Origin of the sequence: Stenotrophomonas lactitubi (genome assembly GCF_002803515.1) — a bacterium.
In the GTDB taxonomy this organism is placed as follows: Bacteria; Pseudomonadota; Gammaproteobacteria; order Xanthomonadales; family Xanthomonadaceae; genus Stenotrophomonas; species Stenotrophomonas lactitubi.
Genome location: NZ_PHQX01000001.1, coordinates 1803625 through 1816326, shown reverse-complemented (window position 1 = coordinate 1816326; position 12702 = coordinate 1803625). Strand labels below are relative to the sequence as shown.

Here is a 12702-nt window from a genome sequence, read left to right as displayed (position 1 = left end):
AATCAGGCGGCGTTGCGGCCCGCCTGGCGGCGGGTCAGGTCGTTGAAGCGACCCAGCGACATCAGGTGCTGGTGGATCAGCGCCAGCCAGCCGTTGCGATGCCATTCGACGACGGTCGCGTCCGGAAGCGCGATGAACTTCTCCACGTCGACCACGAAGAAGCCGTTGAGGTTGAACTCGCGACCATCGGGCAGGCGCACGGTTGCATTGCGCTCGACCAGCAGGCCGTTGTCGACCAGCGCCTTGGAGAACGCCTGGGTCTGTTCGTGTTCGCGGGTGAACTGGCCGCAGAACTCGAGTGCCTGCTGAACCATGTCGGTGGCCTTGCCATCGACAAACAGCGGCTGGCCTTCTTCGCCACCACGGACAACGCGCGGGCTGTCTTCGTCGATGCCGAGCAGGAAGTCATTGTCCGCGCCGGTGTCGATGAAGATGAAGGGATGGCGGCGCAGGTAGGCCGGGATGTAGGTCTCGTCGTCCCACAGGCCATCGGTGATGAACAGGTTGTCGGTGGTCACACCCACGGCGGCCATCGGCACCGCGCTCGGGCCTGCGAACAGGATCGGGAAGTGGTGCAGCGCCAGCGAGAATTCGCCCAGCACCAGCGGGATCGAGTTGCTGCTGGCAGCGAATTCGAGCTTGCCCGGCAGGATGCGCAGATCGGCGTGCAGGTCTGCCTGCAGCGGCACCGGACGGGTGTAGAACAAGGGCGCGCTGCTCGGCGCAGCTTCGGTGGTGGTGTCGCTGGTGGTGGTCATCGTGGAAACCATGTCGATCATGCGCGCCTGCCATCCCGGGCGCGCCAGCGGGAACAACCTGAATCCCGCATTATCAACAAGGCAGGTGACAACGGCCACCCCGCGGCCGACTTATTTCAGCTGCAACGGGTAACGCTGCCACAGAACGTGGACCAGGAAGCCGGCCAGTTCGGTGTCGCGCGCACTGACCGCCGCGCGGATCTTGTCCAGCAGGACCATGTCGCTGCAGTGCCGCACATCAGCGTGATTGGCCTGCCCTGCGCGCCGCGCCCGATAGCGCGCGGCCCGCTGCGCGTCGCTCATTGCGTACCCGAACTTGGGCGGCCGACCGCGTTTGCGCGGCAGGGTCAGCTCCAGGGTTCCGGGATCATTGTCATCACGCATGGGCAGGGTGCGGGCGGCGGCAAGCAACGGGGGGTGCGCAATTTATCGTGAGGCATCACTTTAATCCAGCTTTTTCTGCAGTTTTGTTGCAATGCAGTGCAAGTGAGTGGCGCACGGATGGCACCCATGCACGCATGGCGTGGATCTACCGAAGGCCAGCTGTGCAGTAGATCCACGCCATGCGTGGATACGGACCCCGTCACTACAAGATCAGTAGATCCACGCCATGCGTGGATGAGCCCCCGCCAATACACAAAAAAAAGGGAGCCCGCGAACGGGCTCCCCTGCTCCTTCCTTACGACGCACGCACCGGCTCGTAGCCGTGCAGATGCGATTCGCTGCTGGCCCGTCCCTGGCTCAGCGAACGCAGCGAGGTCGTGTAACCGACCAGCTGCGCCAGCGGCGCGAAACCGCTGACTTCGGCGCGACCGTCCTGGTCGTCGATGCGGGCGACGCGGCCATGGCGACGATTCAGATCGCCCACCACGTCACCCACCGAGGCGGACGGCGAATGCACCGTCACCGCCATCACCGGCTCCAGCAACTGCGTACCGCTGGCCGCCAGTGCAGCCTTGATGCCCTCGCTGCCCGCCCGATGGAACGCCATCTCCGACGAATCCTTCGCATGGGTCTGGCCATCCACCAGGCTGACTTCGATGCCGACTACCGGGTGGCCTTGGGGACCTTCCGACAGCGCGGCACGAACGCCCTTCTCCACCGCAGCGATGAAGTTGCGCGGGACCACGCCACCAACGATGCGGTCATTGAACACGACCTCGCCGTCGTCGCGCGGCACCACATCCAGCACCACGTGCGCGAACTGGCCCTGGCCACCGGTCTGCTTGACCAATCGGCCAACCACACCTTCAACGGCACGCTGCGGCGTCTCCTGGTAAGCCACGCGCGGCGCACCAATGCCGATGTCCAGCTTCCACTCGCTGCGCAGGCGTTCGACCATCACTTCCAGGTGCAGCTCGCCCATGCCCCAGGCCAGGGTTTCACCCGTATCGCGATCGGTTTCCACCCGGAACGAGGGATCTTCCTGGGCCAGGCTGGCCAGACCTTGCGCCAACCGGATCAGATCAGCCGCACGCGCCGGTTCCAACCGCCATGCCAGCACAGGGGCCTGCGCCTGGATACTCTCCAGAAGCAACGGCTGCCCTCGCCCGCTCAGCGTTTCACCGCTGACCGCATCCTTCCAGCCCAGCACGGCAACGATGTCGCCGGCCACGGCCTGCCCGATGTCCTGGGTCTGGTCGGCCTGCACGCGCACCAGCCGGCTGATGCGACGCCCTTGCGGGTGCTGCGAGCTGGCCACGTTGTCGCCCACCTTCAAGGTGCCCGAGTACAGCCGCACGAAACTCAAGGCGCCGTGCTGCTGGTGGGTGATCTTGAACAGCAGGCCCGCCAACGGGCCGTCCGGGTCCGGCGGCAGCAGGACGTCGCCGCCCTCGCTTTCAGCGGTAACGGCAGGACGATCCAGCGGCGACGGCAGGTAATCGACCACCGCATCCAGCAGCGTTTCGATGCCCTTGTCCTTGAAGGCGGCACCGGCCAGCACCGGCACGCCGGCACCAGACAGGGTCGCGCGACGGATCGCTGCGCGCAGCATCGCCGCGTCGATGTCACGGCCTTCCAGCCACGCCGTTGCCAGCGCATCGTCATGGTCGGCCACGGCCTCGACCAGCGCATTGCGCTGCGGCTGCCATTGCGCGCGCTCGGCGTCACTCCATGCCGTCACCGTCGCCGCGCCTCCGTCCTGCCAATGCAGCACGCGGCCATCGACCAGGTCGACCCAGCCATGGAAGTCACCTTCGCTACCCAGCGGCATACCCAGCGCCCACGGGCGCGCCCGCAGCTTGTCCTGGAGCTGCTCCAGCACGCGCTCGAACGAGGCGCCGATGCGGTCCATCTTGTTGACGAACGCAATCAACGGCACGCCATGCCGGCGCGCCTGGCGCCACACGGTTTCTGACTGCGGCTGCACGCCGTCCACGGCCGAGAACACGGCCACGGCACCGTCGAGCACGCGCAGCGAGCGCTCGACCTCGATGGCGAAGTCGATGTGGCCGGGGGTGTCGATCAGGGTCAGCTGGTGCAGCGGCAGATCGCGCGGCGCCCATTGCGCGTGCACGGCAGCAGCGCCGATGGTGATGCCACGTTCGCGTTCGATCGCCGAGAAGTCGGTGGTCGCGTTGCCGTCGTGCACTTCGCCGACGCGGTGGATCTCGCCGGTCTTCCACAGAAGGCGTTCGGTAAGGGTGGTTTTGCCAGCGTCGATGTGGGCAATGATGCCGAGGTTGCGAAGACGCGACAGAGTCTGGGTATTGGTGTTCATGAGATGGGTTCCTGCTGGGCCAACTTCGGGGGCCGCACACCCCGGTTGGCTACAGGGTGTGCGGCTGACGTTCGGTCTCGGCGATCTGGTGCATGGCACGTTCTCCTTGCGGTCGAGCGGGTTAAGGGATGGAAGGCGGAAACGAAAAGAGCGCCCCGGAGGGCGCTCTGTGGATGGTCCAGCGAAGGCCGCGATCAGCGGCCTCGTGGGGCTCCAGGCAGACACGCCCGTTCCGCGCTTGCGCGGGTCAGGGTGAAAAACTTCAGGAGCGGCATCCGGTTCATGCGGCGCATTCTAGACCTGTCAGTCTGGCGCGCAAGTGAATATTGCGCGCATGGATGGAACGATGAGCCCCAAGGTAGAGCCACCCCATGGGTGGCTGCTACGCAGGCCAACAGGCGCCTTACTTGCAGTCGTGCAGACGGCGAGCATCACCCACGGTCGCCGCCTGCTGCTCGACGGTCGACACCCACCCCTTCAGGGACATTGCCGGGTCGGTGCGCGGCTTGCGCGGACCGCCATGGATCAGCACTTCGGTCCAGCTGCCGGTGGGCGCCAGTTCGGCCAGGCGCGCCGCCTGGTCTTCATCGGTACTGAAAGTGTCACCCGGCGCGGACGGCTTTGCGTTGTTGACCGTCGCCTGCTTGCGCACGCGCGCACGCAGGACGCCATCCGGCATGCGCTGGGTCGCCACCTCGTAGCGCTCCACGCCGTAGGCCCATGTGGATTCACCGGGGCGACGCGTCTCGGTGCCGTCATCGGCCACTTCGATCGACTCGCCGGTGACCGCGCCCAGCGCAGCAATGCCGCCGAAGCCGGCCATCATCGCCTCGTACGCCACCATCTGCCGCTGTTCGACCGACAGCTTGCTGGCGTCGGGCTTCATCCCAGGCAGATTGAGGTAGGCCGCATTCTTGCACAACAGCAGCACACGCTTGTCCTCCCAGGCCATGCCGATCTCACCATTGCCGAAGTACTCGGTGGTGAACGATGAAACCGCTGCACCCTCGCCGGTCGAATGCCGTGTCTCAATCAGCGACGCCTGCTCGGATGCAGTCATCAACGAAACCTTGGTGGTCGCAGCGGCGTTTGCAGCGCCGACAACGCCGATCAAGGCGACAAACAGGGCGCAACGCGGGCGGGAGAGATTCATCAGGCCATTCCTTTGAAAAAATCGAGCCGCACATGATACGCGGCACAACCTGGCATGCCCGCTTCGCCTCAGGTAACCACCACCAACGGCACACCGCGGCGCGGATGCTGCAGCACCACCACGTCCTGTTGGTAGACGCGCTGCAGGTTGGCCTCGGTCAGCACCTCCGATGGCGTGCCGTCAGCAGCCACCCTGCCCTGTTCCAGCAGCACGATGCGATCGGAGTAGCCGGCCGCCAGGTTGAGGTCATGCAGCACCACGATCACGCACGCGCCCGCTTCGGCGCAGGCACGCACGCTGCGCAGGGTGCGCTCCTGATGGCGCAGATCCAGCGCAGCCGTGGGCTCATCCAGCAACAGCAACGGCGTGTCCTGTGCCAGCACACGGGCGAAGGTGGTCCGCGCCGATTCACCGCCCGACAGCTGCTGCACTTCGCGCAGGCGCAGTGCCTGCAGTTCGGCAGCATCGATTGCGCTTTCCACCTGCGCATCGTCCACCTGCGGATCCGGCGGATGCGGCAGGCGCCCCATCGCCACGACTTCTTCCACGCTGAAGGCGAAGCGCACGCCGTGCTCCTGCGGCATCACCGCACGTTCGCGCGCAAGTGGCCCGGCTTTGTAGTCGCGCAACGGGCGTCCGTGCAGATGCACGTCGCCACCGTCGGCGCGCAGATCGCCGGCCGCCACACCCAGCAGGGTGGACTTGCCGGCACCATTGGGCCCCACCAGCGCGGTCACCGTGCCCGGCTGGAACGCAAGGGTGATGCCATGCAGGATCTCGCGCTGCTGGCGGCGCACCACCACGTCGCGCAATTGCAGGAATGCGCTCATGCGGCCGCCTTGCGACGCTGCTGCAGCACCAGCCACAGGAAGAACGGCGCGCCCAGCGCGGCAGAGAACAGGCCCAGCGGAATCTCGGCAGGCGGGTCCAATGTGCGTGCAGCAGTGTCGGCCACCACGATCAGCAGCGCACCCAGCAGGCCCGACAACGGCAGCAGCCATCGATGGCCGGGGCCAACCAGCAAGCGTGCCACGTGCGGCACCACCAACCCTACGAAGCTGATCGACCCGGCGAATGCCACGGCAGAGCCAACCAACAGTGCACTGAACGCCACCAGCAGGCGCCGTGTACGTGCCACATCCAGCCCCAGGTGCTGAGCCTGACGCTCACCCAGCGCCAGCATGTCCAGCGGCGTGGCCAGGCGCTGCAGCGCGAATGCGCCGATGGCAAACAGCGGCAGCACCGCCACCACATCAGCCCAGTTGGCACGCGCCAACGAGCCCATCTGCCAGAACACCAGCGATTGCAGCTCGCTTTCGTTGGCGATGTAGGTCAGGAAGCCGATCAGGGCCGAGCAGAAGGCGGCCATCGCAATGCCCACCAGCAACAGCGTGGCGTTGCCACTGCCCTTGCCCGGCCGTGCCAGTGCGTAGGTCAGTCCGATCGCGGCGGCACCACCGCCGAACGCCGCCACTGGCACCAGCCAGCCGGCTGCGCCCGCCGCACCGAGCACGATCGCCGCCACCGCGCCCAACGCAGCACCCTGACTGACGCCGACGATGCCCGGATCGGCCAGCGGATTGCCGAACAGTCCCTGCAGGCTGGCGCCGGCCATCGCCAGCGCCGCCCCCACCATGGCACCCAGTAGTGCACGCGGAATGCGCAGCTGCCACACCACGGCCAGGTCACGGCTGCTGACCGATTGCGGATCCAGCAGGCCCAGCTTTACCGCCAGCGCCTGCATCACTTCCAGCGGCGGCAGCCGCAGCGGCCCCACGGCAAACGACGCCAGCACCGCACCCAGCAACGCGACCAGCGCAATCAACAACATCGTCCGCCCGCGACGGCGGCGTCGATCCGCAGGACTCATGCTTTCGGCAGCGCCGCCAGCGCCCGGGCCAGGGCCAACGCGCCCGCACCGGAACCGATGCTGGCGTACTTCAGCTGCGCATCCGGCATCACCCAGACCCGGTTGGCCTGTCCGGCCGGGGTCTGCTTCAGCGTCGGGTAGGCCTTCCACAGGCCCTCGGCGCCGCCGAACAACTGCAGGTCATGCTCGGTCACCAGAATTACCTCCGGTGCCGCCGCGACCACGCCTTCGTTGCTCAGCTGCGAATAGTTGGCCACGCCGGCCTCGGTGCCGATGTTGATGCCGCCTGCCAGCGCGATCAGCTTGGCCGACGCGCTATCGGCACCGGCCACGGTCGGTGAACCGCCTGCACCCGTCGCCGACACATGGATCACCCGCGGCGCATGCCCCAGGCCCTTGCCGATCGCGGCAGCCTCATCCAGCTGACGCTGCACCTGGGTGGCCAGGGTCTGCCCTGCATCGGCCACGCCGAGCACGGCGGCAATCTTGCGCACCTTGTCCGGTGCCGGCTGCAGGTCATCAATCACCACCGCAGGCTCGCCCACTTCGCGCAGCTTCTTTGCCAGCTCGGTGTGGCGGCGCAGGCTGTTGCCGATGAACAACGAGCCCTGCAGGCTCAGCACGCCTTCCACGCCGGTCGTGCGGTTGAACAGGAACTGATGCGGCGCAGCCAGGCCTGCCTGAGTCGTGGTGTTGGTCGGCGCGGCGAACACCTGCTTGCCCAGTCCCAGCGCTTCGATCACCGCGATGATGTCGTCGCCGCCGGCAATGATCCGGCTGGTGTCGTCCACCTCCACACCGGCACCATCGTCGGACTGGACCTTGGTCGGCAACACCGCCTGCTGCCCCGGCAGGGTCGGCACGTCATTGCCCGCCACCCGCTGCCAGCCTGCGGGAAGTGCCCCGGCCTCGGCGGTGGCGGCAGCCGGCGCAGCTGCGTCGGGGTTGCCCGAAGACGGCGGTGCCTTGTCGCCACAGGCGGCCAGCACCAGTAAAAAGGCAAGCGGGAGCGCGCACAGGCGCAGGCGGGAAGCGATGTTCATGCAGGTTCTCCTTGCTGGCAGGGCGGCGGGGTGCCGCCCTGCCCTGTGGCTTACGGCTGGCGCAGGCTGATGCGGGTGATGCGGTCACCCTTCGGATCTTCAGCGCCACGCGACTTGTTCACGGCGAAGACATTGCCCTTGCCATCGGCGCGGACGTGGTTCGGGAAGGTGCCGCCATCGAGGTTGCCGACCACCTTGCCATCACGATCAACCGCGGTGACCGTGCCGGCGCCGCGGTTGGTGACGTAGGCCAGGCCGCTCTTCGCATCGAAGGCCACGTTCAGCGCGCCGGCGCCGACCGGCACGTCGTGCACGACCTTGCCGCTGGCCACGTCGACGATCAGCAGGTTGTCAGTACCCTGCGAGGCCACGTAGAGGCGATTGCGCTGGGCATCGAAGGCCACGCCCGAGGCGCTGATCGAATTGCCCAGGTCGATCACCTTGTCGACCTTGCCGCTGGCCACATCGATCACCGCCGCTTCCGGGGTACCGATGCTGACCGTGAACAGCTTGCCGCTGGGCTCATCCAGCACCAGGCTCATCGGCACGAACTTCTCGTCGTCCACGCCGGAGGCCAGGGTGATCGGCTCCAGCGCTTTCAGCGTCTTCGCATCGAACACCGACAGATGGTCTTCGCCGGTGGCCGAGGCGAACACTTTGCCGTGCGTGCTGTCGACCACGACGTCGCGAGCGTGCGGCACGGTGCCGACCGGGAACTGATGCACCAGCGACAGATCCGCCTGGCGATAGACCGCCACGGTGTCCTGGCGGGTGTTGCTGACCCAGACGTTGCCATTGGCATCATCCACGCCCACGCCATACACCGCGAACACCGCACCGTTGGTGCTGCCCGGCACCTGCGCCGGGGTGATGGCCTTGGTCACCTTCAGCGACTTCGGGTCCAGCTTCAGCAGCTGCGACTGGGTGACCGGCGGGCGGCCGACGGCCGAGGTCACGAACACTGCGTTGCTGGCGGCGCTGTAGGCGGACTGGTACAGGCCCGGCACCAGCTTGTTGGACTGGGTGGCGAACTGCGCCTGGCCCGACAGCGGCAACTGCGGCGACACGCGCAGCTTCAGCACGGTTGCGGCGGCCGGCTGGCTGGCGCGCACCACCACCGGGTGGGTGCCCGGCACTGCGTCGGCCGGAATGGCCAGCTGGGTCTTGAAGTTGCCATCGGCATCGACCACCACCGGCTGGCTGTTGAGCACGGTATCGCCGCGCAGCAGGCTGACCTGCTGGCCCGGCACGAAGCCGCGGCCGGTGACGTCGGCGGTGCTGCCGGGCACCACGTTCTCACCGCGTGAGACAACCTGGCCCTTGAAGGTGGCGCTGGCCGGCTGGTCGAACACCGGCTGCGCGGTGGCGGTCACTGCCAGCAGCAGGCCGGCAGCCAGGGAAGTGAGACGGAAAGACGGACGGAACGACATGGAAGGCTCCTTGCACACGTAGGCCGCGCCTCGTGGCGCGGGATTCATCGGTTGCCTTGGCCGCTGCACGTCGACAGTCCGCCTGGGTAGTGGGGTCGCACGGCACTGCCGTGCGAGGGATTCATTCGGCGGCGTTGTCACCACCGGTTGACTGGCCGTCACCGGCACTGCGATCGGTCACGCCATACAGTTCATGCAGCGCCGCGTGGAAGGACGCCGGCAGCATCGGGCCATGGCCGAGACCAGGGAACTCGCGGTACTGCACGCTCAGCCCCGGCACGTTGCCCAGGCGTTCGGACAGCTGCATTGCCGCATCCGGGGTGGCGCCACCAATGCGGCGCAGATGCGCGACCACGCGCGGATTGCTCATGTCGCGCTTGCCGCGGTCGCCGACGCGCTCGGCGCCGCCCAGCATCAGCCACACCTTCGCGGGCTGACCGTGTGCGTTCTGCACGAACTGCTGTTCGACGTCGCCCAGCGGCGCTCCCTGGCTCCACCACAACGACGGGCTGGCGCTGAGGTAGTACTGGAAGGCGGCCGGACGGGTGTACAGGCTGCTGAGCACGAACAGGCCGCCCAGCGAGTGACCCCACAGCGCCTGTTGCTGGTGATCGATGTTGGCGCGGCGCTCGACTTCAGGCTTGATGCGGCGCTCGATCATGTCCAGGAACGCCGCCGCGCCGCCGCCGACGGCCTGGGTCTTGCCGCTTTCGTCATCGGCGCGATCTATCCACGCGGTGTAGTCGCGGGTGCGCGCAGCCGAATCGATGCGCAGATCGTTGTCGTAGCCGATCAGCACCAGCACCGGCGGCGCCTTGCGTGCGGCCAGCTCGGCCAGCAGCGGCTGGTCCAGCACCATTGCCACGGCGTTGCCGTCCAGCGCGTACAGCGCCGGCGCCGGGGTCTTCGAGGCCTTGGCCGGGATCGCAACATTTACCCGCCAGCGTCGCTGCTGGTCGGGGCTGTCGATCACGAAACGCTCGAAGCGATAGCTGGCCGCCGGTGCGTCGAGCACGGTCTGGCCCATCTTCTGCAGCGGATTGCGTTGCTGCGCATATGCATACGGGGTAGCCAGGAGCAGACCCATCATCAAGGCGGCCAGGCCGGATACCAGCGGGCCACGGCGCGGCGGCAGGACGGAAGACTTCATCAGTGACGGCGAAAGCGGCACACGGCCACCGGTTCACAAGGGACCGCAGTCTACCTTAAACGCGAATGATTATCACATCGATCAAACGTCACACTGTGTATCACGCGCGCGCCAGCACGTGCGCCAGCGCTTGCGCCGGAAGTCCGTGTTCATCTACTTTTCGTGCCATCGGGGCGCAGGAATCGCCCCGCCTCCGCGGGTGCCTGCCTGGCCCCCGCCCATCAGCTCCACAACCCCCGTGGGATCGGATCCCATGATTGTGAGAACACCTTGAAGCACAAAGCACTGATCGCACTTGCCGTTGGCCTCCTCGCTCCGCTGGCCGGCCACGCCGCGCCAAGCCTTGCCGGGCTGTATTCGGCCTATGAAGAGGCTGGCTATTCCTCTCTCGGGCTGGAAGAGCTCAACCAGACCGTGCAGTTCACGGCGGTGAGTCTGGGCGCCTCCAGCAACCTGCAGGGCGAGCCGGTCCTTGAGGCGGGCGACGAAGATGGCCAGGTATTGGCCCGACTGACCGCTTCCGATGACGAGCAGAACGCCAAGCTCGCAGCGATGGAGGAAGGCGTTTCCTTCACCGCCAGCTGCACGCTGCAGTTCAGCTCGGGATCGGATTACCTGGCGTTGGGAGACTGCGTTCTGCAGTAAGCAGCTCGGCACCACTGACAGCAGCGCAGAAACGACGAAGCCGGCTCAGAGCCGGCTTCGTTGCATGAGGCGACGTTGGCGACCTCAGGGGCCAGTAGGCACAGGGCCGTACGGGTTGTCCTGCGGCGTACCCGGTAGCAGCGCAAAGATCAGGATCACCAGGCCACCACCCGGCACCAGGGCCAGCAGATACAGCCAGCCGGACTGGCCGCAGTCATGCAGGCGGCGCACGGTCACTGCGATAAGCGGCACGATCGTGGCCAGCCAGAGCAGACCCACCAGCGCCAGCGCCCCGATGGTGATCCCGGCCATCCAGCTGGAATCAGCTTCCAGGACGAGGCCGGCAACCAGCGCCACCGTGAGCGAAAGCGCGGCTACCACGGTTGCCGCAAGCAACAGGAACAGCTGGAACATCCAATACTCGCGGCGGTTGGCGCGACCCTCGAACTGGGCATAGCGCTTCAACGGCAGCATCATTTCCTGCACGGCATCGTTCCTTGAAAAACAGGGCCGCGCAGTCTGCCAAATGCTGGCGGGCGGGGCAATGAGAAACCTTGCATGAAGCGAACCGGGCTATGCGCCCTTGGCCGCCCTCGCCGCCTCGCGCTCAGCGCGCAGCCGGTCCAGCTTTTCCTTCAGCTTGATTTCCAGCCCGCGCGGCACCGGGTTGTAGTACACCCGCTCGCCCATCGCATCGGGGAAACCGGTCTGGTCCAGCGCGATGCCGCCCTCGGCGTCGTGGTCGTACTGGTACTCGGCGCCGTAGCCCAGCTCCTTCATCAGCTTGGTCGGTGCATTGCGCAGGTGCAGTGGCACTTCTTCGGTACCGCTGTCGCGCACATCGGCCTTGGCCTGGTTGAAGGCGGCATAGCCGGCATTCGACTTGGCGGTGCTGGCCAGGTACAGCACCAGCTGGGCGAAGGCGAGCTCGCCTTCCGGGCTGCCCAGCCGCTCGTAGATGTCCCACGCCTCCAGCGCCATGCTCTGCGCGCGCGGGTCGGCCAGGCCAATGTCTTCGATGGCCATGCGGGTCAGTCGACGTGCCAGATACGACGGATCACAGCCACCATCGAGCATGCGCGTGAGCCAGTACAACGCGGCGTCGGGATTGGAGCTGCGCACCGACTTGTGCAGCGCCGATATCTGGTCGTAGAACTGCTCGCCGCCCTTGTCGAAGCGACGGGTACGGTCAGCCAGCACCTGGGTGAGGGTCTGCGGGGTGATGCGACCACCCTCCCCGCCCGCCAGTTCGGCAGCGATTTCCAGCAGGGTCAGCGCACGACGCACGTCACCATCGGCGGCAGTGGCGATCTCCAGCAGCAGCTCCGGCGCAACCTCGATGTGTTCCTCGCCAAGGCCGCGCTCACGATCGCCCAACGCACGTTCCAGTGCTTCAACGATGTCGGTCGGCGAGACGCCTTCCAGCACGTGCACGCGGCAACGCGAAAGCAGTGCCGAGTTCAACTCGAACGACGGGTTCTCGGTGGTGGCGCCAACGAACAGGATGGTGCCGCGCTCGATGTGCGGCAGGAACGCATCCTGCTGCGCCTTGTTGAAGCGATGCACTTCGTCGACGAACAGCACGGTACGACGGCCTTCGGCGAAGCGCTGCGCCGCCTCGGCCAGCACCTGGCGCACCTCCGGCAGGCCGGACAGCACCGCGGAAATGGCACGGAATTCGGCGTCGGAGTATTCAGCCAGCAGCAACGCCAGCGTGGTCTTGCCGCAGCCCGGCGGCCCCCACAGGATCATCGAATGCACGCGCCCGGATTCAACCGCGCGGCGCAGCGCGCTCTCCGGCGCGAGCAGACGCTTCTGCCCGACCATTTCGTCCAGGGTGCGGGGGCGCATGCGCTCGGCCAGCGGGCGCATGTGTTCCCGATCGACACTCAGCAGATCGGGTCCGGGGAATGAAGTGGAGCGATGTCTTG

At 66.8% G+C, this 12702-nt stretch carries 12 protein-coding genes; 1 reads left to right on the top strand and 11 read right to left on the bottom strand.

From position 1 onward, the window contains the following. Positions 1-2: 2 nt before the first annotated feature. The 9 genes from CR156_RS08635 to CR156_RS08595 all read right to left on the bottom strand — a co-directional run bounded on the left by CR156_RS08635 (position 3) and on the right by CR156_RS08595 (position 10126). Positions 3-758, bottom strand: a complete 756-nt coding sequence (locus CR156_RS08635; protein ID WP_100554115.1) for a SapC family protein — start codon at positions 756-758, stop codon at positions 3-5. A gap of 111 nt (positions 759-869) precedes the next feature. Beyond that, positions 870-1142, bottom strand: coding sequence for a hypothetical protein (locus tag CR156_RS08630; protein WP_025877210.1), 273 nt, complete (start codon positions 1140-1142; stop codon positions 870-872). A 295-nt stretch (positions 1143-1437) separates the two neighbouring features. Next, positions 1438-3480: an elongation factor G gene (fusA, locus tag CR156_RS08625; RefSeq protein ID WP_100552512.1), complete on the bottom strand. Its 2043-nt coding sequence runs from the start codon at positions 3478-3480 to the stop codon at positions 1438-1440. 403 nt (positions 3481-3883) lie between these two features. Next, positions 3884-4633, bottom strand: coding sequence for a hypothetical protein (locus tag CR156_RS08620; RefSeq protein ID WP_100552511.1), 750 nt, complete (start codon positions 4631-4633; stop codon positions 3884-3886). 68 nt (positions 4634-4701) lie between these two features. After that, complete coding sequence (locus tag CR156_RS08615) at positions 4702-5463, bottom strand: heme ABC transporter ATP-binding protein (protein WP_100552510.1); 762 nt, start codon at positions 5461-5463, stop codon at positions 4702-4704. Then, positions 5460-6503 (bottom strand): FecCD family ABC transporter permease, encoded by a 1044-nt coding sequence (locus tag CR156_RS08610; protein WP_089241109.1) that lies wholly within the window; start codon positions 6501-6503, stop codon positions 5460-5462. Before CR156_RS08610 ends, CR156_RS08615 begins: the two co-directional genes overlap by 4 nt. Beyond that, positions 6500-7546, bottom strand: coding sequence for a heme/hemin ABC transporter substrate-binding protein (locus tag CR156_RS08605; RefSeq protein ID WP_100552509.1), 1047 nt, complete (start codon positions 7544-7546; stop codon positions 6500-6502). Before CR156_RS08605 ends, CR156_RS08610 begins: the two co-directional genes overlap by 4 nt. A gap of 50 nt (positions 7547-7596) precedes the next feature. Beyond that, positions 7597-8976, bottom strand: coding sequence for a Vgb family protein (locus CR156_RS08600; protein WP_100552508.1), 1380 nt, complete (start codon positions 8974-8976; stop codon positions 7597-7599). Positions 8977-9097: 121 nt separating this feature from the next. Next, complete coding sequence (locus CR156_RS08595; RefSeq protein ID WP_100552507.1) at positions 9098-10126, bottom strand: alpha/beta hydrolase; 1029 nt, start codon at positions 10124-10126, stop codon at positions 9098-9100. A 270-nt stretch (positions 10127-10396) separates the two neighbouring features. On the opposite strand from CR156_RS08595, the gene CR156_RS08590 reads away from it, so the two are divergent. Continuing rightward, positions 10397-10771 carry a hypothetical protein gene (locus CR156_RS08590; RefSeq protein ID WP_100465333.1) on the top strand — a complete coding sequence of 125 codons (375 nt, stop codon included), beginning with the start codon at positions 10397-10399 and terminating at the stop codon, positions 10769-10771. Positions 10772-10855: 84 nt separating this feature from the next. Here CR156_RS08590 and CR156_RS08585 read toward each other — a convergent pair whose 3' ends face one another. After that, positions 10856-11257, bottom strand: coding sequence for a DUF805 domain-containing protein (locus CR156_RS08585; RefSeq protein WP_100552506.1), 402 nt, complete (start codon positions 11255-11257; stop codon positions 10856-10858). Positions 11258-11344: 87 nt separating this feature from the next. Then, on the bottom strand, positions 11345-12643 hold the full coding sequence (locus CR156_RS08580; protein WP_223880159.1) for a replication-associated recombination protein A: 1299 nt from the start codon (positions 12641-12643) through the stop codon (positions 11345-11347). Positions 12644-12702: the final 59 nt, after the last annotated feature.

Bases quoted from the DNA above. Each gene is read 5' to 3' on its own strand.
- CR156_RS08635 (WP_100554115.1), bottom strand. From the start codon at position 758: ATGACCACCACCAGCGACACCACCACCGAAGCTGCGCCGAGCAGCGCG.
- CR156_RS08630 (WP_025877210.1), bottom strand. From the start codon at position 1,142: ATGCGTGATGACAATGATCCCGGAACCCTGGAGCTGACCCTGCCGCGC.
- fusA (WP_100552512.1), bottom strand. From the start codon at position 3,480: ATGAACACCAATACCCAGACTCTGTCGCGTCTTCGCAACCTCGGCATC.
- CR156_RS08620 (WP_100552511.1), bottom strand. From the start codon at position 4,633: ATGAATCTCTCCCGCCCGCGTTGCGCCCTGTTTGTCGCCTTGATCGGC.
- CR156_RS08615 (WP_100552510.1), bottom strand. From the start codon at position 5,463: ATGAGCGCATTCCTGCAATTGCGCGACGTGGTGGTGCGCCGCCAGCAG.
- CR156_RS08610 (WP_089241109.1), bottom strand. From the start codon at position 6,503: ATGAGTCCTGCGGATCGACGCCGCCGTCGCGGGCGGACGATGTTGTTG.
- CR156_RS08605 (WP_100552509.1), bottom strand. From the start codon at position 7,546: ATGAACATCGCTTCCCGCCTGCGCCTGTGCGCGCTCCCGCTTGCCTTT.
- CR156_RS08600 (WP_100552508.1), bottom strand. From the start codon at position 8,976: ATGTCGTTCCGTCCGTCTTTCCGTCTCACTTCCCTGGCTGCCGGCCTG.
- CR156_RS08595 (WP_100552507.1), bottom strand. From the start codon at position 10,126: ATGAAGTCTTCCGTCCTGCCGCCGCGCCGTGGCCCGCTGGTATCCGGC.
- CR156_RS08580 (WP_223880159.1), bottom strand. From the start codon at position 12,643: ATGCGCCCGCTGGCCGAGCGCATGCGCCCCCGCACCCTGGACGAAATG.